The following is a 21,930-nucleotide window of genomic DNA, read 5'->3' as shown; positions in this document are numbered from 1 at the left end:
TTTAATTTTGGAAGGCCTAAGAGTATAAGTCTATACTCTTAGGCCTTCTTTTTTTATACCAAATACTAATATAAAGGAGATTTTTATGGGAGATTACTTAAGTACACTAAAAACAATTTTTATTGATGGTTACAGATATCAATATGTTCTTCAAGGTTTAGCTTTTTCAGTTGGTGTTACAGCTTTTTCAGCTATCTTTGGTGTTATCTTTGGTATTTTTATCGCACTTTTAAGACTTTCACCTAGATTCAAATGGATAGCTATTTGCTATATTGATCTTATTAGAGGAACTCCAGCAGTTGTTCAACTTCTAGTTCTAGCTAATATTATTTTTGCTGGATTCCGTGACATGCCTATATTTTTAGTTGCTGGTATTGCTTTTGGAATAAACTCTAGTGCTTACGTTGCTGAAATTATTAGAGCTGGTATTGAAGGACTTGATAAAGGACAAATGGAAGCTTCTAGAGCTCTTGGAATGAGTTATTCTATGGCTATGAAAGAGGTTATAATTCCACAAGCTGTTAGAAAAATACTTCCCACACTAGTTAGTGAATTTATTACTCTTTTAAAAGAAACATCTATAGTTGGGTTTATCGGTGGAGTAGACCTTTTAAGATCTGCAAACATAATTACATCTCAAACTTATAGAGGAGTTGAACCACTACTTTTAGTTGGTTTAATATATCTAGTTTTAGTTGGAATCTTTACAAAAATCATGAGAGGTGTTGAAAAGGGGTTGAGCAATAAATGATAAAAGTTGATAATCTATTTAAAAATTACGGAGAACTTGAAGTTTTAAAAGGAGTTTCTACCCATATAATGAAAGGGGAAGTTGTTGCAGTTATTGGCCCTTCTGGAAGTGGAAAATCTACATTTTTAAGATGTATAAACCGTTTAGAAGAACCTACTCTTGGACATATTTATATCAGTGGAGAGGATATAATGAGTCCAAAAACAAATATAAATCATATGAGAGCTAAAGTTGGAATGGTCTTTCAACACTTCAACCTTTTTCCCCATAAAACAGTTCTTGAGAATCTTACTTTAGCTCCTATGAAAGTTAAAGGAATGAAAAAAGAGGATGTTGAAGAGAAAGCTCTTCTTTTGCTAAAAAAAGTAGGATTAAAGGATAAAGCTTTAGCATATCCAGATCATTTATCTGGAGGTCAAAAACAAAGAATAGCTATTGCTAGAGCTCTTTGTATGGACCCTGAAGTTATACTCTTTGATGAACCAACATCTGCTCTTGATCCAGAGATGATTCGAGAAGTTTTAGATGTTATGAGAGATCTTGCTAAAGAAGGAATGACTATGGTTGTAGTTACACATGAAATGGGATTTGCTAGAAAAGTAGCTGATAGAGTCTTATTTATGGATCAAGGGTCTATTTTAGAAGATACAACCCCTGATGAACTTTTTGATGGAACTAATCATTCTAGAGCTAAAGATTTCATTGAAAAAGTTTTAAATCATTAATATAAGATATTTTAAAAACATTGAGGAGGATATTATGAAAAAGATTTTTAAAAATTTGGTTCTATTTTTAATGTTAATTATGAGTACTTTAACTTTTGCAAAAGGAAAACTTTATGTTGGTACTAATGCTGAATTTCCACCTTTTGAATACCTTGATAAAGGGGAAGTCGTTGGATTTGATATAGACTTAGTTAAAGCTATTGGTAAAAAATTAGATATGGAAATAGTTATTAAAGACATGGCTTTTGATGGACTAATTCCAGCTCTTGAAACTAATAAAATAGATATTGTTATTGCTGGAATGACAGCTAGTGATGAGAGAAAAATGGCTGTTAATTTTTCAAATCCATATTATACAGCTAACCAAGTTATTATTTTAAATGATAATAATAACGACATTAAAACATTTGATGATTTAAATGGAAAACTTGTTGGAGTTATGCTAGGATTTACTGGGGACGTTGTAGTTAGCGAGATGAAAGATGTTAAGTCAAAAAAATATAATGCTTCTTATGCTGCTATCATGGAGTTACAAAACAATAAAATCGATGCTGTTGTTTTAGATTCTGAAACTGCTTTAAACTATGTAAAAAATAATAAAGGTTTAAAATTAGCTGAAACATCTGGTGAACCTGAAGAATATGCCATCGCCATCTCTAAAAAAAATAGTGAACTTTTAAATAAAATTAATACAGCTTTAGACGAGCTAAAAAAAGATGGAACTTATGAAACTCTTTTAAAAAAACATATGTAAAGATATTTAAAAATCCCCCAAATATGGGGGATTTTATTTTTTATACTTACTTATTGTTTCTAAGTTTGGATTTAATAGAATTTTTTCTACTCCCTCTTTATTTATAAAGGGCTCTATCTCATTTATAAATCTAACTATACTTAAAGAGTCCGCACCTAATTCATAAAAATTCCAATTTACTTTATTTTTATCTATTTTTATCTCTAATATCTCTTCCCAAATTTTGATAATCTTTTTTTCAAAACTTGATAATGACACCTCATCTATATTATCTTTATAATCTTTTTGTCCTAACTCTTTAAGTTTTTTTAAATCTAATTTTCCATTAGAATTTAGCGGAAACTCATCAATTTCAAAAAAAGCATAGGGTACCATGTATTCTGGTAATTTTTCTTTTAAAGTTTTTAAAAGTTCGTTTTGATCTACTTTTCCAATATAGTATGCTAATAGAGAATTTTTAGATGAGTTAGGAATAACTCTACATCCAATAATAGCTGGATACTCCTCTATCTTTTTCTCAACCTCTTCTAATTCTATTCGATAACCTCTAATTTTTACTTGGAAATCTTTTCTTTCTAAAAACTCTAAATCATTATCTTTATTTATTCTACATAGATCTCCAGATTTATAAAATCTTTTATTTTCTAAGTATATAAACTTATCTGTAGTCTCTTTTAAATTATTATAATATCCTTTTGCTAAACAATCTCCACCTATAAGGAGTTCTCCCATATTTTCATTGGTATCAATCTCTAAACACAGATCAATATTATCTAAAGGTTTTCCAATAGGTAGTCCCTCTCCTATATAAGTTTTATTTTTATCAAAAATATGGTATATACAACCCACTGTGGCTTCTGTTGGTCCATACTCATTAACTATTTTACAACTATCGCCTAAAATATCCTGAGCTTTTTTAGCTGTACTTACCTTTAACTGTTCTCCACCTACAATTACTAACTTAAACCTATCTTTTTTTATATTATATTTTGAAATAATTTCCAAATGAGTTGGTGTCATTTTCACACTATTCATTTTACTATTTTCAAAAATATTTTTTAAAGTTATTGGTGTAATTTTCTCATTAAAAAACTCTATTTTCCCACCTGCTAGTAATGTTGTAAAAATAGCTGTTATAGATAAATCAAAGGATATTGATGTGAAAAATCCAAATATAGTTTCCTCTGTTATCCCATATTTTTCAATACAATTAGATATATAGTTACAAAGTGTACCATATGTTATCTCTACACCTTTAGGCTTTCCTGTGCTTCCTGAAGTATAAATTGTATAAATAACATCTTCATTTTTATATTCCGTAAACTCCTTAAAATTTAGATTAGTTAAAACCTCTTCTTCTAAAATAAACTCTAAAGATTCTAACAATATCTTACTTGCTGAGCTCTCTTTTATATAATCTACTCTTTCTTTTGGGTACTCTGGATCTATTGGTATAAATACAGCTCCTAGTTTTATACATGCTAATATAGAGATTAAATAACTTGAGTCTCTTTTTGTTGATATAGAAACTCTGTCTCCTTTATTAACTCCTATTTTTTTCAAATAACTAGCTACTTTCGAAGCACTAATAAATATATCTCTATAACTTATTTCTTTATCATTCTCTAAAATTAAAATATCTTCTTTTTCAGATTTTTTAAAAATTTCTTTAAATATATTAACTTTTCTTATCTCTTTATTACCCTTAATCTTAACTTTCTCTCTATTTAAAAGAGTATCTTTTAATTTCTCTAAATATTCCTCTAATTTCTTCTCTTCATAGTTATCTTCATAATAACCAACTGTTATTATAGTTTTATTATCTAACTCTGTTATTACAAAAGATAATGGAACTAGTGGTGTTATTACTGGTAGTGCATAAACTTTTTCTGGTATAAAATATTTTGTTTTATAATTCTCTAAATCAATTCTACCTAAGTTTGATATTACTGCAGTTGTTGCCGTTTTTTTCTGTCTATTATAATTGAAAATTGTATATTTTAATCCTAATCTTAGAATATTCATTGGGATATTCTCAAATATAAAGTACTCTTTTGGTGAATATTTTATATCTTCATTTTTTAATATTGTATTTATTAAATCTTTATTTATCTCTTGCCAATTTTCACTTGTAGTTTCTAAATACATAGGTAGTGATAAATTTCCAGTATTTAATTTTTCCTCTGGAAACTTTTCTCTTATATCTCTTGTTATTATAAATCTACTTTTTGAATCTTTACTTAACTTATGGATACTCCCTATTAATTTAGCTGTTATACTATTTATTTTTTCATTAATCTCTATTTTTTTAGAGATTGGATCTGTAATTTTATAAGACACTCTATCTTTCAGCGGTGAATAATTTCCTATTGTTACTATATCACTGCTTTTATTAATTCCACTATCTTTTAGTAAATCTATGTCTCTCACTTTAGAAGAAAACTTTTCAATCTCTAAATTATTAAGCTCTTTAAAAATTGCTTCAATCCAAATTCCTTGTCCTTTTCCATCCATCACTCCATGATGAGTTCGAAATATAATTGTTATTTTATCAAATTCATTAAGATAGTATACTTCACAAGCTATATCTTTAGTTAAATCTATCTTTCTTTTCATCAACTCTTTAAAATCTTTTCCCACATCTTTTCTCTGAATCTTTATAACTTTTGGATTTAGTTTTGAATCTATCCAATAGTCATTTTTTAATTTAAATCTACTCTCTGGATAAATATCTCCTACTTTATTGACTGCACTTTGAAGTATCTCTATATCAATATCTCCTCTACCTTCTACAATCCTATTTATTACGAAAGAGTTATAATTTTTTTCAAATGCTAAATACATTCTTTCGTTAGGAGATACTTTTCTTTTCTCTGTCATAACTTTTCATCACCATATTTTTCTATATACTCTTTATTCACTTTTTTCCATACCCTCTTAGCTCCTAATATTCCATGAGAATCAAGTGACCCTCTCAAAATAAACTTATCCCCCTCAAGTTTTACAGATGCATAATACTCTTTCAAACTTTTAGGATCTATTATTCGCCCTTTTTTATATGTTACATCATCAATTTTTTGAAAACCTTTTACTAATTCAAATCCAATTATTTCATCTTTATTTGTATAACTTATTATATTAAAATTTTTATCAACTGTCGCTATATACTTTATTTTCCCTATATATGTATTTTTTTCCTTCTCTATCAAAACAATGGCTTCATTTCCATTTTTTCCCTCTTGAGTCATCCAATACCCTAAAATTGAATTAGCAAAAAGCATATTTCCAAATATCATAAACAATATAATTAGTTTCATTTTTCACAATTTCCTCCTATTTTTTATGGATAAATATTATAACCTATATTTTCAAATAGTAATATTAGAAATATTTTACACTTTTGTTTTTTAATAATTTTCCAATAGCTTTATCATTCTTTTTATGATATAATTTCTCCTTATGATATATTTTAGGAGGTTCTTTTGAAAAAAGCATTAATATTACTTATCACTTTTATTTTTAATAGTATTTTACTTATCTCTTCTGATAATTCTTTACAAGATAAATCTATGTTTCCTTTACTTGGAGATGAAGCTAGAGAGAGAGGTTATGAACTTCCAAATCCCTATGGAATAAATGTTATATATGTAGATATGAAACAAGATGTGGATATTAAAGAGATTAATTTAACTGGAACTATTGGAAAATTAGATATTGGAAATAATTTAAATCTTACAGCTGATAAAGCTAAAACAGTTAACACAAATAAATTGATTAAAGCTGATCTTTGGATTTTTCCTTTTTTAAATGTTTATGGAGTTTTGGGAAAAACAAAAGGACATTCTACAGCCAATGTTAATGGAACTTTCTTTTTACCTTCTATATTTCCTAATGGAAAACCTATTCCCATCCCTATTAAAGATGTTGATTTTACTTTAAGGTATGAAGGAACTACTTACGGAGTTGGAACTGTTCTAGCTGGAGGATATAAAAATTTCTTCTCCCTTGTTGATTTTAACTATACTAATACTACTTTAAACATTATCGAAGGAGATATCTCTGCTTTTGTTGTTTCTCCAAAAGTTGGTTATAACTTTGACTTTTATAATACTAAAAACTCTATTTGGATTGGAACTATGTATCAAAATATTACCCAAACTTTAAAAGGAGATATCAATACACTTGGAATTCTTCCTTCTGGAATCAATGTTAAAAATGGAAAATTTGAAGTAAAAGAAAGTACTTCATCTCCTTGGAACAATGTTATTGGTTTTAGAAGTGAGATAAATAAATCAGTTGAATTTACAACTGAAGTTGGTTTTGGAAAAAGAAAGAGTGTAACACTCTCTTTAGGATATAGATTTTAAAAAAAAGCTGAATCTCTTCAGCTTTTTTATTTATCCACATTATTTAAATGAACATCCATTTGTGGGAATGGTATGCTTATATTTTCTCTATCTAAAGCACCTTTTATACCATTTAATGTTTCTTTATAAACTGTCCAGTAATGCTCGTTTGTTGCCCAACCTTTTAAAGCAATATTTATAGAACTATCTGCATAAGCATCCACATGACTATATACTGGTGGATCTGTTAAAACTAATGGATTATCTCTTAAAAGTTTTTCTAATGCCTCTCTAGCAATATCTAAATCTGCATCATAAGATACTCCCACTATAAACTTTAATCTTCTTATTGGCGTTTTTGTATAATTGATTACTTTGTTTGAAACAATAGATCCATTTGGTACTATCACTAAATCATTATTATGAGTTCTAACTGTAGTAGAGAAAATATCAATATCATGAACATATCCCATCTCTCCAGATATGTTTACTTCATCTCCAACTTTATATGTTTTAAAAACAAGAACAATTATTCCACCTGCAAAATTTGATAGGTTATCCTTTAATGCTAAACCAACACCTATTCCCAATGTTCCAAAGAATGCAAGTAAGCTACTCTCTTTAACTCCCATAATCAGAAGACAAATAGTTATCAATGTTGCATGTAAGCCCACATATAAAATTGATCTAATAAAACTTCTTAATGATGGATCTATTACATTCTCTTTTCTAGCATTATTATAAATTGGAGCTATTTTTTTTACTAATTTTAAAGCAAAATAATATATTCCTATACAAAAAAATAATTTTATTATAAAAAATAAAAACTCCACTGTAAAATTAACAAAAATATTTTTGTCAACTAAGTGATTTAAAACTTCCTCCAAAAAACTTTGTGACTTTACTTCCACTTTACTCCTCCTAATATTATATCTTTTAATTTTTAAACCAAATAAATTCTACAGATGAAACAATTTTTTCTCTGTATCCTACATAATAAAATCCTCCATCTTTTAGTTTTTTAAAAGATAAAGGATTAGTTATTAAACTTGGTACTCTTTAGGTATTATTCCCTTTGATTTCCAATCTTCTATTGGAATCTCTATTTCTACTATTTTTCCACTTCTAATATCTAAAACCCATCCATGAATTCTTGGATATTTTCCATTTTCAATTCTATTTCTTATAACTGATAATTCAAATATATGTTTTAATTGCTCTAATACATTTAATTCTGTCAATCTATCTAATCTTTCTTGCTCTGTTGCCAAACTTTCTAATTCTTCCTTATGCTCTACTTCTATCTTTTTTATTGGCATCAACCAACTTGAGATTATTGAAGAATGTCTGCATTTATCGTGAGCTGTTTTTATTCCACCACACTCATAGTGTCCAGAAACTATTATATGCTCTACTTCTAACTGTTCAACAGCATACTCCAAAGTTGCTAAAAAATTCATATCATTTGAAAATACTTGATTAGCTATATTTCTATGAATAAAAAAACTTCCAGGTTCACTTTGAGTAAAAGTATCAATCGGCATTCTACTATCTGAGCATCCTATATATAAGAATGGTGGATTTTGACCTTTAGAAAGATTCTTAAAATAATCTTTATCTAAATCTAATCTTTTTTCTACCCATTCTAAATTTGCTTCTAATAACTCATTATAATTTTGCATTTTTCCTCCTTAAAACCTATTTAGAGTATTACTTACATTTTACTATATTTTACAAAATATTTCTACCTTTTTAGTGGCTTATTTCCTTTAGTTTCATATGTGGAATTTTTTTGTAAAATTGACATTGTTTATAATCTACTATTTTTATAAAATTAATTCAACTAATAAAAGAAATTTAAGGGGGTTTATAAATGTTAAAAAAACATGAAATTATAGATAGAATTATAAATACTGGAGTGGTTGCTGTTGTTAGAGCTGAAAATTTAGAGGAAGCTAAACGTGTTTCTAACGCTTGTATTGCTGGTGGAGTTAATGCAATTGAAGTAACTTACACTGTACCAGGAGCTACTGAAGTTATCAGAGAGCTTTCAAAAGAATTCCCTGGAGACGATTTTATAATCGGAGCTGGAACTGTTTTAGATACTGAAACTGCTAGACTTGCTATTTTAGCTGGAGCAAAATATATTGTTTCTCCTGGATTTGATGCTGAAACTGCTAAACTTTGTAACAGATATGCTATTCCATATATGCCTGGATGTATGACTATTACTGAAATGATTAAGGCTATGGAATTAGGTTGCGATATTATTAAACTTTTCCCTGGAAGTGCTTTTGGCCCTGACTTTATTAAAGCTGTTAAAGCACCTTTACCTCAAGCTAACATCATGCCTACAGGTGGAGTTTCTCTAGAAAATGTTGACCAATGGATTAAAAATGGAGTTGTAGCTGTTGGTGTTGGAGGAAAGTTAGCTACTGGACCTAGCGAAGAGATTACTGCTACTGCAAAAGCTTTTATCGCTAAAGTTAAAAAGGTTAGAGAGGAGATCTAATTATGAGTAAAATTGTAACTCTTGGAGAGATTATGTTACGTCTTTCTACTGAAAATAACAATAGATTTATTCAAAGTAATACATTTAGAGCTGATTACGGTGGAGGAGAAGCTAACGTAGCTGTTTCTCTTGCAAACTTTGGAATAGAATCTGAGTATGTTACTAAACTACCTAACAATCCACTTTCTGATTCTATCTTTAGATATTTAAAAGCTAATGGAGTTGAAACAAAAAATATAGTTCTTGGTGGAGAAAGACTTGGAACTTACTACCTAGAAGTTGGAACAAGTGTTAGAGCATCATCAGTTATTTATGATAGAAAATACTCGTCATTCTCTACTTTAGATTATAGTGAGTTAAAAATAGAAGAAATTCTAAAAGATTGTAAAATATTACATCTTTCTGGAATTACACCAGCTCTTTCAGAAAATTGTAAAGAACTTACAATTAAAATTATGGAAAAAGCTAAAGAAATGGGAGTTTTAATCAGTTTCGACTTTAATTACAGAGGAAAACTTTGGACTTTAGATGAAGCTTCTCCTGTTTTAACAAGTTATCTTCCGTATATAGATATCTGTTTTGCTGGTATTTTAGATGCTAAAAATATCATGAAATTAGGAAATCATTCTGATTTAAATGAATATTATAAAGAGATTACAAAAAAATATCCAAATATAAAATATCTGCTTTCTACAAAACGTGAAACACACTCAGTTAATGAAAACTCTTTAACTGGTTTTATCTTTAAAGATGGTGAACTTATAGCTTCACCTAGATATACTTTCCAAATTGTTGATAGAGTTGGTGGAGGAGATGCCTTTGCTGCTGGAGCTCTTTTTGGAATCTATAACAATCATTCACCTAAAGATATTGTAGATTTTGCAACTGCAGCTTCTGTTTATAAACATACTGTAAGAGGAGATGCAAACTTAGTTTCAAAAGATGAAATTTATAATATCATCAATAATGGTATTTCAACTGTTTCAAGATAATATAAAAAAATGGTAAGGAACTCACCCCTTACCATTTTTATTTCTTAGAAATTCTTTAAATCTTCCTCTACTGTTGAAATAGTTCCAATATTAAAGTTATCTATTAAAACTTTTAAAACATTTCCTGATAAAAATGCTGGAATTGTTGGTCCTAAATGAATATTTTTAACTCCTAAGTGTAATAATGCTAATAGAACTATTACAGCTTTTTGCTCATACCAAGCTATGTTATAAGCAATTGGCAACTCATTTATATCATTTAATTGGAATACTTCTTTTAATTTTAAAGCTATTAATGCTAATGAGTATGAATCATTACATTGTCCTGCGTCTAAAACTCTTGGAATTCCACCAATATCTCCTAAGTTTAATTTATTATATTTATATTTTGCACAACCTGCTGTTAAAATTACTGTATCTTTTGGTAGATTAGCTGCAAACTCTGTATAATAATCTCTTGACTTCATTCTTCCATCGCATCCTGCCATTACATAGAATCTTCTAATAGCTCCAGATTTTACTGCATCTACAACTTTATCAGCTAATGCAAATACTTGATTATGTGCAAATCCACCTATAATTTTTCCAGTTTCAATCTCTGTCGGTGCTTTACATGTTTTAGCTAATGCTATAACTTCTGAGAAATCTTTCTTTCCATTCTTCTCTTCAACTCTTTTCCATCCTGGGAATCCAGTTGCATTTGTTGTAAATACTTTTCCTTCATATGAAGCTCCAGCCTTAGGTGGTACTATACAATTTGTTGTGAATACAACAGGACCATTAAATGTTTCAAATTCTTCTTTTTGTTTCCACCATGCATTTCCATAGTTTCCAGCTAAATGCTTATATTTTTTTAACTCTGGATAATAGTGCGCTGGTAACATCTCTGAATGAGTATATACATCCACTCCTGTTCCCTCTGTTTGCTCTAAAAGTTGAACTATATCATTCAAGTCATGACCTGATATTAAAATTCCAGGGTTATTTCTAACTCCGATATTTACTTCTGTTATCTCTGGATTTCCAAATTTTCCTGTATTAGCAGAATCTAATAATGCCATTACATCTACTCCAAATTTTCCTGTTTCTAAAGTTAATCCAACTAAATCTCCTAACTCTATTGAATCATCTAAAGTTGAAACTAAAGCTTTTTCTATAAACATAACTATTTCTGATTTCTCATATCCTAAATTTACAGAATGTTCATAATATGCTGCCATACCTTTTAATCCATAAGTTATAACTTCTCTTAAAGATCTTATATCTTCATTCTCAGTTGAAAGAACTCCAATTGTTAAAGCTTTTTTATTCATATCCTCGATTGTTTTTACTGTAAATGTTACTGCATCGTGGTCTTTTAATCTTTTTATATCTAATCCAAAATTATCCAATTGAGTTTTTACTTTATCTCTAATCTCTAATCCTTTTAAAATCTCTTTAGATATCATTTCATCATCAAAATTTGCATTTGTTATTGTTATAAATAAAGAGTTTGTTATATAGTAATCAATCTCTGAATTTAACTCTTTATTTTCTAATCTATTTTCCAAAGATAAATTTTCTCTAAGTATCGATATACCCTTTGCTGTATAAATAAGCAAATCTTGTAGATTTGATGTAGTCGGTTTCTTTCCACAAACTCCTACTACTGAGCAGCCTTTATTTCCTGCTGTTTCTTGACATTGAAAACAAAACATTGGTATTTTTTCCATTGATATCTCTCCTTATTTCTAAAATCTATAAGTGGATTATAACAGTATAGTTATTTTTTTTCTGTAACATATGTTACAGATCCAACTTTTTTTCTAGTAGATTTTTTATATTTAAGGTATAATCATTTTAAACTAATAAATTATTTTTTTAGTAGGAGGAGATTTTATGAAGAAATATCTATTTATTTTTGGTTGTTTACTTTTTTTAATTGGATGTAGTAATACAGAGGAATATATTGTCTCTGATTTTTTCGTAGCAGGAGACTTTACTTATAAAGGTGGATTTGAAAATGCTGGTTCAAAAACTACTAGCAAAACAGTTCGAAAAAATGGTTTAAAATTTATTGTTGAAGAAACTTTTGATACAGCTACAAGAGTTGAGAGAGTATATCTTGTTAATAAAGATTCAATCTCTTTAATCTATTCTGGAGAAGATACTCATGTTAATATAGATGACCTTAATTTAACTAAAGGCGAAGTTATTTTAAAAGCACCATTTACAGTTGGAAAAACTTGGAAGTCAGGTGAAAACATTTATGAAATTGTTGAATTTATTGACGCTGAATCTGGACCTGAAGTTACTGTAGAAAAAAGATATCCTAGTGGAACAATAGAAAGAACCACTTATCAAAAAGGATTTGGTAAAGTACAAAAAACTACAACAATGGTGAATTAAACTATGAAAAAATTAGTTCCGGCTATGGAAAAAATTGATAAGATTTTTAATTATCTTTATCTAAAAGAAAAAGCTTCTCAAGCTGAAATCTCTAAAGATTTAAATATACCTAAAGCTACGACAAATAGATTAATCTATACTTTAGTTACAATGGGATATATCTATCAAAATGGAAAAGATTATACTTTAGGAAATAAATTTGAGTACTTTTCAAATAAAAATAAAAACTATAACTTAATTAAAAATGTTTCTTATCCATATTTAGAAGAGTTGTCCTTAAAATTTAAGGAAACTTTTAAAGTTAGTGTTTTTGATAAAAATAAAATTAGAGTAATTGCTTCTGTTGAGAGTAATGATTATTATAAAATTACTGTTCCAGAAAATGCAATTTTTCCTTTACATGCTGGTGCAGCAAGTAAAATTTTAATTTGTCAGTTAACAGAAAAAAAATTAAACTCTCTACTTCCTGAAGTTTTACCAAAATATACTGAAAATACTATAACTAACAGAGATCTTTTAAAAAAAGAGTTATTTAAAGTCAACATAAAAAAAATTGCTTTTGATAATATGGAGCACTCAAACACTATTAGTGCAGTGGCTATTCCTATTTATGATAAAAGTAATAAAATTATAGCTGCTCTTAGTTGTCCTTTTTTTAGTAATAATACTAATGAATCTCATATAAATGAGATTATAATTGCTATGAAAGAGGTTTCTGAAAAAGTAAATAAAACTCTTATTAATATGTCATTCTAATTTTTTTTATTTTCTTTGAAGGAAATTTCTAAAATCCCCGAATAATAAATTGAATTTAAAAAAACTAAAGGTTTTTAAACAAAAGGAGGATTTTTTATGGAAAATAAAGATCTAGTATTTCAAATGAACAAATTTGTAGGAGATTTACATGTATTTAAAACTAAAGTACACAACTTCCACTGGAATTTAACTGGAGAGCACTTCTTCGTTATTCATCCAATGCTTGATGGTATAATGGGTGAAATTGATGCACAAATCGATTCTGTTGCTGAAAGAATTTTAATGATAGGACACAGACCTTTTGGATCTTTAGAAATCTATTTAAAACATACTGTTTTAGCTGAAGCTGAAACTAAAGCATATCCAGCTAAAGAAGCTGTTAAATTAATGTTAGAAGATTTTAAACTTCTTTTAGCTGAAGCTAACATTATAATGGGAATCGCTGAAAAAGAAGATGACCAAGAAACTCTTACTTTAATAACTGATATAGCTGCTTTATATCAAAAACATATTTGGATGTTTGGTGCTTGGTTAGCATAAGTATAAAATTAAAACCCCTTGAAAATTTCAAGGGGTTTTTTGTTATAATTTTTATTACTTGCTCTCTAAAGCAAATAATCTTTTATTTAATTTAATCATTTTCTTAATTAACTCTCTCTCAGATAACGCTGTCATTAAGTGATCTTGAGCATGAACGAAAACTATTGATAAAGGTATCTTTTGTCCTCCCGCTTCTTTTTGAATCATATCTGTTTGAACGTGGTGAGCTTTTAAAACTGCTGCGTCACATTCTTTCATACACTCTTCAGCTTCTTCAAATTTACCCTCTTCTGCAAATGCTAGCGCTTGATGAGCACATCCTTTTGCCTCTCCTGCATATGCAACTATTGAAAATATTATCTCCTCTAATTCCTCTTCTGTAAAGTCTACCATTTTATATCCTCCTAAACCGATTTTTATTACTTTTTTATTTTAATCTTGAATTTTTGCCAAGGTTTAATACTATCTAATAATCCCATGTAATTTGGATCTATTTTTCCAACTACACTTGTTTTCCCCGAGTTTTTCATATCTTTTCTTGCTATATGTAACTCTCCAGCGTATTGTCCATAAAGTGATGACTCGATTAATACATCTCCTTTTTTAATATCAACTGGATTAAATAACTCAAAATGAGTTCCTTTATACTTTACTCTTGATTGTGTTGATCTAACAACATATTCTCCTACATCTCCTCTTTGATAATGTAGTTCTTTTTCAATTATATCTTTTTCAACTGCCCCTACACCCTCATAAACCTCACACTCAAGCTCTAACATCTCTTTATTTACATCTGCTAATCTCTTAAGTTCTTCTTCTGTTGGAAAACAGTTTGATATAATTACAACATCTATTCCTTCATTAAATAACTCTCTTCCTTGAACTTCTATTGGAAGATCTCTATGCTCTTCTAACGTACAAAGACCATCATTTACTGGCCATGGACCAAACGTTCCTGTTTGTGATGTTACAAAGGCTGCTGTTGTTAAAGCAAATCCTTTAAATCTCTTATTGCAACTTCTGAAGTGTTCTCTTGAAAGTCCTGTATATCTATGTGGATAGAAATTATGACATCCTACTAGCTTCTCTTTATTTGGCATAAAATCCATTATTGTATTTACATAATTTGTATCTTGACTCATATTTATCTCAACTAATAATCCATATTCATTGAATGTCATTATACTCTCTTCATTTCCAGAAAAACCTAAATCCAATCTTACTCCTGTAGCTCCTATCTCTTTAAAGAAAGAAAGATCTTCATAACTTATATTTAATTTACTAAATATAGATGGTGCTACATCTACCATAACTTCCATTCCAAAGCTATTTGCATGTTCAATTGTATCTTTAAACTCTTTTAGTATAACTTCTTTATCCCCATCAACTGATAATAAGCAAGTGAAAACTCTTTTATAACCATACTTTGCTGCTAATTCAATATACTTTTTATTTTCTTCTAATGTAGCATGAAATGGATATATAGATATTCCTAATTGTTTCATTCTCTACTCCCTCCTGAAAACCTTTGTTTTACTTAGGTTTTACTAGATTTTTCTACATAAGTCAAGAACTAAAACTACAAGAAAAATAAACTGTTTTTTTTCGTCTAATACCTATAATAATTTCAACTATTTATCTCTTTTTATCACATATTAACGGGTAAATTTATTTTTTTTCTCCTGTAGCATCTTCTACTGTTTTATAGATCTCTATACTACTTTCTCTTCCTTTATCTAAATAAAGAATATTTATTTTGTGTCTTTCATCTTTGTATTCTAACGTCTCTCCAACTTTTAAATTTCTTAAAGCTTTTAAGAAGTTATAATTATAATAAAATTTACACTTTAAAAGCTCTTTATAGAGTCTTGATTCAAAAATAAATCTATTAGAAAATACATCTACCGTTTTACTTACTAAAATATATTTTTCTTGATGATCTATATTTTGGTTTTCTTTTAAAGCCAAACAAATAGCTTCATCTAAAGAACCTGAGATTCCTTTATCTAAATGATATAAGTTATTTCTAACAAATTCTACTCCCTCTTTTAAAAGAGCTTCTTCTATCACTTTACTTACAGTTGAGATTGAGTCAACTCTATCTCTAAGTGGAAGTAATAATCTATCAATCTCTTCAGCTAATATTGGAGAAAGTTTATGATTAAATGTAAACTCTATCTCCATAATTTTACTTGTAAATCCGTCACTATTTTTTATTTTTTTATATTCTATATTATATTTTGTTAATTGATTTATATCTTCTAATGCTGGTTTCAAAATTGTTTTTTCAAAATCATAAAATCTCTCATAATTCTCTTGCCCTACACCTAAAAGTTCTTTTAATTGATCTCTACTTATTAAAAATCCACCTTGATTTCTATTTTTTATCATAGCTAAATATAGTTGAAAACTTTTTTTATCTTTAAATAAAAGAATTAACATTAAATCTATGTCATCAAAAATTCCACTTTCTTTTAAAGATTTTAAGGATCTAGAGATGTATAATCTATATTCTTCTCTATTTCTCATATAAAAATCAAATATAGGAAATGATGAAAAAAATATTTCTTCATCTTTTTCTATTAATTTTAAATGAATCCTTCTTTTGGAAAATTTATCTAAAAAATCTTCTATTAATCCTCTTTCTTTTACTATTGATTTTAACTCTTTTTCTGTAAAAATTATATACTTTTCGTTTTTTCCTTTGTATCTCTCTCTGATTACCTCTAAAAAATCTCTTTCTTTTTTGTTTAATTTCTTATCTGTATCTATAAAAATATCATTTTTAGAAAAATCAAAAGCCATTTTTCTCATACTTCCACCACCTTTTTTATATAATTATTAATTTTTTTTAATTTTTTTTGTTTTTTTTTAACAGTTTTATATGAAAATTAGACGATTTTTTTTGTATTTTTTTTCGTTTCTATTAAAGAATACAATATTTATCTCTTATTTTCAAGTTTTTTTTTATTATATATATTGTTATTTGACGAAAAAAGTCTGATTTTTGTGAAATTTGACTTTTTTTAAAACATATTTTATAATTCTAGTGTCAGGTGAAAGGTTCACTCAACACTAATTAAAAATTTTAAATTAAAAATTCAAATATGTAAGTTAAAAAGGAGAAACAATTATGAAAAAAATATTATTACTTTGTTCTGCGGGAATGTCAACAAGTATGGTTGTTAAAAAAATGGAAGCTGCTGCTGCTGCTGAAAATATAGAAGTTAAAATTGATGCTGTAGGTTTAGAGCAATTCCACGAGTTATTACCTAAATATGATGTATTCCTTTTAGGTCCACAAGTTAGATTTAAGAAAGCTGAATTAGCTGCTATAGCTGCTGAAGCTGGAAAACCTTTAGATGTAATCGATACTATGGCTTACGGAACTTTAAACGGTAAGAAAATTTTAGACTTTGCTTTAAGCTTATCTAAATAATTAAAATAAGGAATAACAATAACACTTTTATATTAAAAAACGGGAGGGTAACAAATGAAAAAATCACTTTATTTATTAGCTGCTTTATCATTATTAGGTACAAACGTTTTTGCTAAAGAGGTTGTAGCAGGGCCTACAACTACTACTGAAACAATTGCACCTGTTGCTGGGGAGATTAGAGAAGAAAATGTAAACGAAGAGACTCAAGTTATGACTATGGTTGAAGTTCCTGAAGATAAGTGGACTTTTGCTGGTAGAACTTATTTAGAATTCGAAGATTTTGATAACGGATCTAGAGTTGCTAGTGGAGATGACGAAGACGGAACTTTCTGGGGAACTGGAGTATCAGCTTCAAAAGGAAAATTAACTTTAGATTTAAATGTTGAAAAAAGATTTGGTGGGGATTTATCTGTAGATAAATCAAACGCTAACTGGGAGTCTTTAAGAGTAGATTGGAAAGTTAGATATCAAGTTTTTGCTAATCAAGGATTCCACTTAAAATATAGAAATGAAGAAAGAACTAGAGACTATAATAGAGAAACTTATCATAATAACTGGACAAGAGATAGATATGAGTTAGGAACTGACTTTAATCATTTCAACGGAATGTTAGCAGGTTGGTTAGTTGCTGGTATCGATAGAGATAAAGAAACTACAAAAACTGGAGAAGTTTCTAGAGACAACGGATGGTATTGGGAAGGAGATTTCGGTCCTTCATTCAAATTAACTGATAAGTTATCATTTAATCCAACTATCTATACAACTGGAGAGATGTATGATTCTTATGAAATGGTTGAAACTCAAATTAGATTTATGATGCCATATCAAGCTACTGAAAAATTAACTATCATGCCTAGAATTAGATTAACTTTAGACAGAACTCATGATGCTAAATGGGATGGTAGATATATTGAACAATACGAAAATAAATTTGGAAGCAAAATTAGATATGAGTTAATGGCTAACTATATTATCAATGAAGCTTTCTCTACTTTCGTAGGAGTTGCTTATGAGCACAATACGAGAACTTATAAAAATGATGATAAGTTATTCTCTTGGACACAACCTAACGGAGACCACGATATTGATTTAATCTGGGCTTATGTAGGACTAAACTACAAATTCTAATTTGACAAATATAAAAATTATGGGGAGGGGAAGTTTTTTCCTCCACCCCTTTCTATAAAATTTGATATAATAAAACTAAAAAACGGAGGAAAAATTTATGAGTAACTTTATGAATCTTATTGAAGAAAAACTTATGCCTGTTGCTGCCAAAGTTGGACAAAACAGATATTTAAATGCAATCAAAGACGGTTTCGTTTACACAATGCCGTTCTTAATTATTGGTTCATTTATCCTTTTAATGGTAAACCTACCATTTACTGATCCTAATAACGTACTTTATATGGAATGGTACGCTAATTTAATGGGAGCTTTTAAAGGAGATTTAGTACAGCCTTTCTATGTAAGTATGGGAATTATGTCTTTATTCGTTTCTTATGGAATTGGAATGTCTTTATCTAATAGCTATGGTCTTAATGGTACAACTGGTGGATTCTTATCAATGTATGCATTTTTACTAGTTTCAGCTAAATTAGATTGGTTACCTGTTGGTCAAGCAGAGGGTGCTGGAGCTCTATTCCTTATACCTGACGGTGGATGGATGCCAATTATGGACGCTAGATATCTTGACGCTAAAGGACTATTTACAGCTATCCTAGGAGCAATAATAGCTATTGAAATATTCAGACTATTAGTACAAAAGAAGTTTGTTATTAAATTACCTGATTCTGTACCACCTGCAATAGCTAAATCTTTTGAGTTATTAATCCCAATCGTATTTGTTACAATTATCTTCCACGCAATGAACATATTTGCAATGAAGAGTTTAAACATCATGGTTCCTGAGATTATCTTAAAAGCTTTTGCACCATTATTAAATATGTCTGATTCATTAATCTCTGTAATCTTCATCATCATAATCACTCACCTTTTATGGTTTGCTGGATTACACGGAACAAATATCGTTATAGCTATTATTAACTCTATAACTCTATCTAACCTTGCTGCTAACCAAGCTGCTCTTCAAGCTGGTGAAGCTTTACCTAAGATATTTGCAGGAGGATTCCTTGATGCTTATGTTTATATCGGTGGAGCTGGAGCTACTTTAGGACTTGCACTTGCTATGTCTGTAAGTAAGAATGCACATATTAAATCAATTGGAAAACTTTCAGTTATTCCAGCAGTATTCAATATCAACGAACCAATAATGTTTGGAGCACCTATTGTAATGAACCCATTATTATTCATTCCATTCGTTGGAATCCCAGTATTAAATGCTTGTATAGCATGGTTTGCTACAAAGTTTGACTTAGTAGGAAAAATTATAACTCTTGTTCCTTGGACAACTCCAGGACCAATCGGAGCATTACTTGCTACTAACTTCAGTATTACTGCGTTTATCCTAAGTTGTGGATTAGTTGCTGTTTCATTCTTCTTATACATTCCTTTCTTAAGAGTATATGAGAAGTCTTTAAATGAAACTGAAGCTGCTTAATAAATAATTTATAAATAAAGTGCTAATATATATATAAAAACCTCCCTAGGATTAATCCTAGGGAGGTTTTTATTACTTTGTTAACTCTATAAATTCATCTTCTGTTAAAATATTTATTGTTCCAATCTCTTTTGCCTTTGTTAATTTACTACCTGCATCTTCTCCAACAATTAAATAATCAAGCTTTTTACTTACTGATGATAAATTTGTTCCACCTAGAGATTCTATTAAATCTTTAATCTCTTCTCTTTTAAATCTTTGTAATTTTCCTGTAAATAGGAAGGTCTTTCCTGAAAATTTGCCATTTTCTATAATTTTCTCTTCAACATCTTCATCTGATTTTCCAAAATTTATTCCATAATCCTTTAACTTTTTTACAATTATCATTGATTTTTCATCTCTAAAAAAGTTATAAACAGACTCAGCAACTTTATCACCAACACCATCAATCTCTAAAAGTTCCTCTTTAGACATTTGAGATAATCTATCTATATTTTTACTTTTCTTTGCCAAAACATTTCCTAAAAATTTTCCAACAAAAGGTATTCCTAAAGCATATAGTGTTTTAGAATACGGTCTCTCTTTACTTTTTTCTATTGAAGCTAAAAGTTTCTCTACACTTTTTTCTCCCATCTTATCCAATTGTATAAGTTCTTCTTTACGTTCTCCTAAATTATATATATCGGTGATATCTTTTATATAATTTAACTCTAGCATTCTTTCTACAATTCTACTTCCAAATCCACTTATATTCATTCCATCACGAGAAACAAAATACTCAATACTTCCTTGAATAATTGCTGGACAGTTAGGATTTACACACTTTAAATCAACTAACCCATCTTCTTTTTCTAAAACTGATTCGCACACTGGGCAGTTTGTTGGAGGAACAACTTCTTTTTCCTCTCCTGTTCTAACCTCTTTTATAGAACTTACAACTTGTGGAATAATTTCAGCTGCTTTTTCTATGAATACTCTATCTCCAACTCTAATATCTTTTCTTAAAATCTCATCCATATTATGTAAACTAGCTCTTTTAACTCTGCTTCCAGATAGTTCAACCTCTTCTAACTCTGCTACAGGAGTAACTTTTCCAGTTCTTCCAACTTGCCAAGTTATACCCAAAAGTTTAGTTGTTACCTGCTTTGCTGGAAATTTGTAAGCTATTGCCCATCTTGGACTTTTTGTTGTATATCCAACTTCATCCCATAAATCTATATTATCCAACTTTATCACTAACCCGTCTGTTTCAAAGTCTAGCTTCTCTCTTTCAATCTCCCAATAAGCTATTCTTTTTTCCATAATAGTTAAGTCATCAATAACCTCAGCTACTCCAGTTGTTTTTATTCCTACTTTGTCTAAATAATCTAAACTCTCTCTATGAGTTTTAAAACCATATTTTAAAGGTTCCACTACATAATAGAAATAAGCATCTAATCCTCTTTCTTTAACTATTTCTGAATCTAGCTGTCTTAAAGTACCACTAGCTGCATTTCTTGGGTTAGCAAATATCTCTTCACCATTTTTTAATCTTTCTTCATTTAATTTTTCAAATTGACTTAAAGGAAGTACAATCTCTCCTCTAACCTCTAAATCAACATCCTCTTTTAAGTAATTAGGAATTGTATTAATAGCTAAGATATTTTCTGTAACATCCTCTCCCTCTATTCCATCGCCTCTTGTTACTGCTCTTACAAGTTGACCTTTTTCGTAAGTTATACTTATACTAGCTCCATCTAACTTTAACTCAAGAACATATTCTAATTTTTCATGCTTATACTCAAGATTTTTTTCTATTCTCTCTGTAAAAGCAACTACATCCTCGATATTATATGAGTTACTTAAGCTTAACATAGGCTTTTTATGAATAACTTTTTTAAACTTAGTTTCTTTTAAATCAATGGCTCCCACATGTTTTGTTGGAGATATATCCTCTTTAAATTCTGGGTATTCTTTTTCTAATTTTTCTAACTCTTTTAAAAGTTTATCAAATTCAAAATCTGAGATTATAGATTCATTTTTAGTATAATAATAATAGTTATAACGCTCTATCTCTTTTCTTAATTCATCTATTCTTTTTTTCGGCTCACTCTCTTCAACTAAATCAAAAAGTTTTAGCATGCTCCACCATCCTTTTTTTATTAAATTATACCACTTTTCTATTTAC

General features: G+C 28.8%; 21 protein-coding genes. 12 read left to right on the top strand and 9 right to left on the bottom strand.

The window, feature by feature from the left end:
• The first annotated feature begins 85 nt into the window (after positions 1-85).
• Genes MKD34_RS00445 through MKD34_RS00435 form a run of 3 tightly spaced genes read left to right on the top strand, consistent with a single transcriptional unit; the run spans position 86 to position 2,230 of the window.
• Positions 86-751 carry an amino acid ABC transporter permease gene (locus tag MKD34_RS00445; protein ID WP_240219187.1) on the top strand — a complete coding sequence of 222 codons (666 nt, stop codon included), beginning with the start codon at positions 86-88 and terminating at the stop codon, positions 749-751.
• Complete coding sequence (locus MKD34_RS00440) at positions 748-1,476, top strand: amino acid ABC transporter ATP-binding protein (protein ID WP_240219186.1); 729 nt, start codon at positions 748-750, stop codon at positions 1,474-1,476. The genes MKD34_RS00445 and MKD34_RS00440 overlap by 4 nt, the downstream gene beginning before the upstream one ends.
• 34 nt (positions 1,477-1,510) lie before the next feature.
• The gene (locus MKD34_RS00435) at positions 1,511-2,230 is read left to right on the top strand and encodes a basic amino acid ABC transporter substrate-binding protein (RefSeq protein ID WP_240219185.1); all 720 of its coding nucleotides are present in this window, start codon (positions 1,511-1,513) and stop codon (positions 2,228-2,230) included.
• Between the two features lie 33 nt (positions 2,231-2,263).
• Here MKD34_RS00435 and MKD34_RS00430 read toward each other — a convergent pair whose 3' ends face one another.
• Together MKD34_RS00430 and MKD34_RS00425 are read right to left on the bottom strand one after the other, a co-directional pair.
• Entirely contained in the window at positions 2,264-5,110 is a 2,847-nt protein-coding gene (locus MKD34_RS00430) for an AMP-binding protein (protein ID WP_240219184.1), read from the bottom strand.
• Entirely contained in the window at positions 5,107-5,547 is a 441-nt protein-coding gene (locus MKD34_RS00425; protein WP_240219183.1) for a DUF2147 domain-containing protein, read from the bottom strand. The genes MKD34_RS00430 and MKD34_RS00425 overlap by 4 nt, the downstream gene beginning before the upstream one ends.
• 165 nt (positions 5,548-5,712) lie before the next feature.
• On the opposite strand from MKD34_RS00425, the gene MKD34_RS00420 reads away from it, so the two are divergent.
• On the top strand, positions 5,713-6,597 hold the full coding sequence (locus tag MKD34_RS00420; protein WP_240219182.1) for a hypothetical protein: 885 nt from the start codon (positions 5,713-5,715) through the stop codon (positions 6,595-6,597).
• A 26-nt stretch (positions 6,598-6,623) separates the two neighbouring features.
• Here the strand turns inward: MKD34_RS00420 and MKD34_RS00415 are convergent, their stop codons facing one another.
• Both MKD34_RS00415 and MKD34_RS00410 read right to left on the bottom strand, forming a co-directional pair.
• Positions 6,624-7,487, bottom strand: a complete 864-nt coding sequence (locus tag MKD34_RS00415; protein WP_240219181.1) for a mechanosensitive ion channel family protein — start codon at positions 7,485-7,487, stop codon at positions 6,624-6,626.
• 132 nt (positions 7,488-7,619) lie between these two features.
• Positions 7,620-8,258 (bottom strand): carbonic anhydrase, encoded by a 639-nt coding sequence (locus tag MKD34_RS00410; RefSeq protein ID WP_240219180.1) that lies wholly within the window; start codon positions 8,256-8,258, stop codon positions 7,620-7,622.
• 191 nt (positions 8,259-8,449) lie between these two features.
• Between MKD34_RS00410 and MKD34_RS00405 the strand changes: the two genes are divergently transcribed.
• Together MKD34_RS00405 and MKD34_RS00400 are read left to right on the top strand one after the other, a co-directional pair.
• Positions 8,450-9,088, top strand: coding sequence for a bifunctional 2-keto-4-hydroxyglutarate aldolase/2-keto-3-deoxy-6-phosphogluconate aldolase (locus MKD34_RS00405; protein WP_185890801.1), 639 nt, complete (start codon positions 8,450-8,452; stop codon positions 9,086-9,088).
• A 2-nt stretch (positions 9,089-9,090) separates the two neighbouring features.
• Positions 9,091-10,080, top strand: a complete 990-nt coding sequence (locus MKD34_RS00400; protein WP_240219179.1) for a sugar kinase — start codon at positions 9,091-9,093, stop codon at positions 10,078-10,080.
• 44 nt (positions 10,081-10,124) lie between these two features.
• Here MKD34_RS00400 and hcp read toward each other — a convergent pair whose 3' ends face one another.
• Entirely contained in the window at positions 10,125-11,792 is a 1,668-nt protein-coding gene (gene hcp / locus MKD34_RS00395) for a hydroxylamine reductase (RefSeq protein WP_240219178.1), read from the bottom strand.
• Positions 11,793-11,958: 166 nt separating this feature from the next.
• Between hcp and MKD34_RS00390 the strand changes: the two genes are divergently transcribed.
• The 3 genes from MKD34_RS00390 to MKD34_RS00380 all read left to right on the top strand — a co-directional run bounded on the left by MKD34_RS00390 (position 11,959) and on the right by MKD34_RS00380 (position 13,764).
• Entirely contained in the window at positions 11,959-12,468 is a 510-nt protein-coding gene (locus tag MKD34_RS00390; RefSeq protein WP_240219177.1) for a hypothetical protein, read from the top strand.
• Positions 12,469-12,471: 3 nt separating this feature from the next.
• Positions 12,472-13,224 (top strand): IclR family transcriptional regulator, encoded by a 753-nt coding sequence (locus tag MKD34_RS00385; protein WP_240219176.1) that lies wholly within the window; start codon positions 12,472-12,474, stop codon positions 13,222-13,224.
• Between the two features lie 96 nt (positions 13,225-13,320).
• Complete coding sequence (locus MKD34_RS00380; RefSeq protein ID WP_240219175.1) at positions 13,321-13,764, top strand: Dps family protein; 444 nt, start codon at positions 13,321-13,323, stop codon at positions 13,762-13,764.
• 54 nt (positions 13,765-13,818) lie between these two features.
• On the opposite strand, the gene MKD34_RS00375 is transcribed toward MKD34_RS00380, so the two are convergent.
• The 3 genes from MKD34_RS00375 to MKD34_RS00365 form a co-directional block, all read right to left on the bottom strand.
• Positions 13,819-14,157: a PTS lactose/cellobiose transporter subunit IIA gene (locus MKD34_RS00375; protein ID WP_023052112.1), complete on the bottom strand. Its 339-nt coding sequence runs from the start codon at positions 14,155-14,157 to the stop codon at positions 13,819-13,821.
• Between the two features lie 26 nt (positions 14,158-14,183).
• On the bottom strand, positions 14,184-15,269 hold the full coding sequence (locus MKD34_RS00370; RefSeq protein WP_240219174.1) for a DUF871 domain-containing protein: 1,086 nt from the start codon (positions 15,267-15,269) through the stop codon (positions 14,184-14,186).
• A 163-nt stretch (positions 15,270-15,432) separates the two neighbouring features.
• Complete coding sequence (locus MKD34_RS00365; RefSeq protein WP_240219173.1) at positions 15,433-16,578, bottom strand: replication initiation protein; 1,146 nt, start codon at positions 16,576-16,578, stop codon at positions 15,433-15,435.
• A gap of 319 nt (positions 16,579-16,897) precedes the next feature.
• On the opposite strand from MKD34_RS00365, the gene MKD34_RS00360 reads away from it, so the two are divergent.
• The 3 genes from MKD34_RS00360 to celB all read left to right on the top strand — a co-directional run bounded on the left by MKD34_RS00360 (position 16,898) and on the right by celB (position 19,763).
• The gene (locus tag MKD34_RS00360; RefSeq protein WP_240219172.1) at positions 16,898-17,203 is read left to right on the top strand and encodes a PTS sugar transporter subunit IIB; all 306 of its coding nucleotides are present in this window, start codon (positions 16,898-16,900) and stop codon (positions 17,201-17,203) included.
• A 54-nt stretch (positions 17,204-17,257) separates the two neighbouring features.
• Positions 17,258-18,331 carry a hypothetical protein gene (locus MKD34_RS00355; protein ID WP_240219171.1) on the top strand — a complete coding sequence of 358 codons (1,074 nt, stop codon included), beginning with the start codon at positions 17,258-17,260 and terminating at the stop codon, positions 18,329-18,331.
• Positions 18,332-18,428: 97 nt separating this feature from the next.
• Positions 18,429-19,763, top strand: coding sequence for a PTS cellobiose transporter subunit IIC (gene celB / locus MKD34_RS00350; protein ID WP_185890811.1), 1,335 nt, complete (start codon positions 18,429-18,431; stop codon positions 19,761-19,763).
• A gap of 72 nt (positions 19,764-19,835) precedes the next feature.
• Here celB and ligA read toward each other — a convergent pair whose 3' ends face one another.
• Positions 19,836-21,884 carry an NAD-dependent DNA ligase LigA gene (gene ligA / locus MKD34_RS00345; RefSeq protein ID WP_240219170.1) on the bottom strand — a complete coding sequence of 683 codons (2,049 nt, stop codon included), beginning with the start codon at positions 21,882-21,884 and terminating at the stop codon, positions 19,836-19,838.
• Between the last annotated feature and the right edge of the window lie 46 nt (positions 21,885-21,930).

The organism is Cetobacterium somerae (genome assembly GCF_022430525.1).
In the GTDB taxonomy this organism is placed as follows: Bacteria; Fusobacteriota; Fusobacteriia; order Fusobacteriales; family Fusobacteriaceae; genus Cetobacterium_A.
Note: the sequence above shows the minus strand (reverse complement) of the source record. Positions and strands in the feature narration are given on the sequence as shown.

Coding starts and splice junctions, on each gene's coding strand:
- MKD34_RS00445 (WP_240219187.1), top strand. CDS start 86: ATGGGAGATTACTTAAGTACACTAAAAACAATTTTTATTGATGGTTAC.
- MKD34_RS00440 (WP_240219186.1), top strand. CDS start 748: ATGATAAAAGTTGATAATCTATTTAAAAATTACGGAGAACTTGAAGTT.
- MKD34_RS00435 (WP_240219185.1), top strand. CDS start 1,511: ATGAAAAAGATTTTTAAAAATTTGGTTCTATTTTTAATGTTAATTATG.
- MKD34_RS00430 (WP_240219184.1), bottom strand. CDS start 5,110: ATGACAGAGAAAAGAAAAGTATCTCCTAACGAAAGAATGTATTTAGCA.
- MKD34_RS00425 (WP_240219183.1), bottom strand. CDS start 5,547: ATGAAACTAATTATATTGTTTATGATATTTGGAAATATGCTTTTTGCT.
- MKD34_RS00410 (WP_240219180.1), bottom strand. CDS start 8,258: ATGCAAAATTATAATGAGTTATTAGAAGCAAATTTAGAATGGGTAGAA.
- MKD34_RS00405 (WP_185890801.1), top strand. CDS start 8,450: ATGTTAAAAAAACATGAAATTATAGATAGAATTATAAATACTGGAGTG.
- MKD34_RS00400 (WP_240219179.1), top strand. CDS start 9,091: ATGAGTAAAATTGTAACTCTTGGAGAGATTATGTTACGTCTTTCTACT.
- hcp (WP_240219178.1), bottom strand. CDS start 11,792: ATGGAAAAAATACCAATGTTTTGTTTTCAATGTCAAGAAACAGCAGGA.
- MKD34_RS00390 (WP_240219177.1), top strand. CDS start 11,959: ATGAAGAAATATCTATTTATTTTTGGTTGTTTACTTTTTTTAATTGGA.
- MKD34_RS00385 (WP_240219176.1), top strand. CDS start 12,472: ATGAAAAAATTAGTTCCGGCTATGGAAAAAATTGATAAGATTTTTAAT.
- MKD34_RS00380 (WP_240219175.1), top strand. CDS start 13,321: ATGGAAAATAAAGATCTAGTATTTCAAATGAACAAATTTGTAGGAGAT.
- MKD34_RS00375 (WP_023052112.1), bottom strand. CDS start 14,157: ATGGTAGACTTTACAGAAGAGGAATTAGAGGAGATAATATTTTCAATA.
- MKD34_RS00370 (WP_240219174.1), bottom strand. CDS start 15,269: ATGAAACAATTAGGAATATCTATATATCCATTTCATGCTACATTAGAA.
- MKD34_RS00365 (WP_240219173.1), bottom strand. CDS start 16,578: ATGAGAAAAATGGCTTTTGATTTTTCTAAAAATGATATTTTTATAGAT.
- MKD34_RS00360 (WP_240219172.1), top strand. CDS start 16,898: ATGAAAAAAATATTATTACTTTGTTCTGCGGGAATGTCAACAAGTATG.
- MKD34_RS00355 (WP_240219171.1), top strand. CDS start 17,258: ATGAAAAAATCACTTTATTTATTAGCTGCTTTATCATTATTAGGTACA.
- celB (WP_185890811.1), top strand. CDS start 18,429: ATGAGTAACTTTATGAATCTTATTGAAGAAAAACTTATGCCTGTTGCT.
- ligA (WP_240219170.1), bottom strand. CDS start 21,884: ATGCTAAAACTTTTTGATTTAGTTGAAGAGAGTGAGCCGAAAAAAAGA.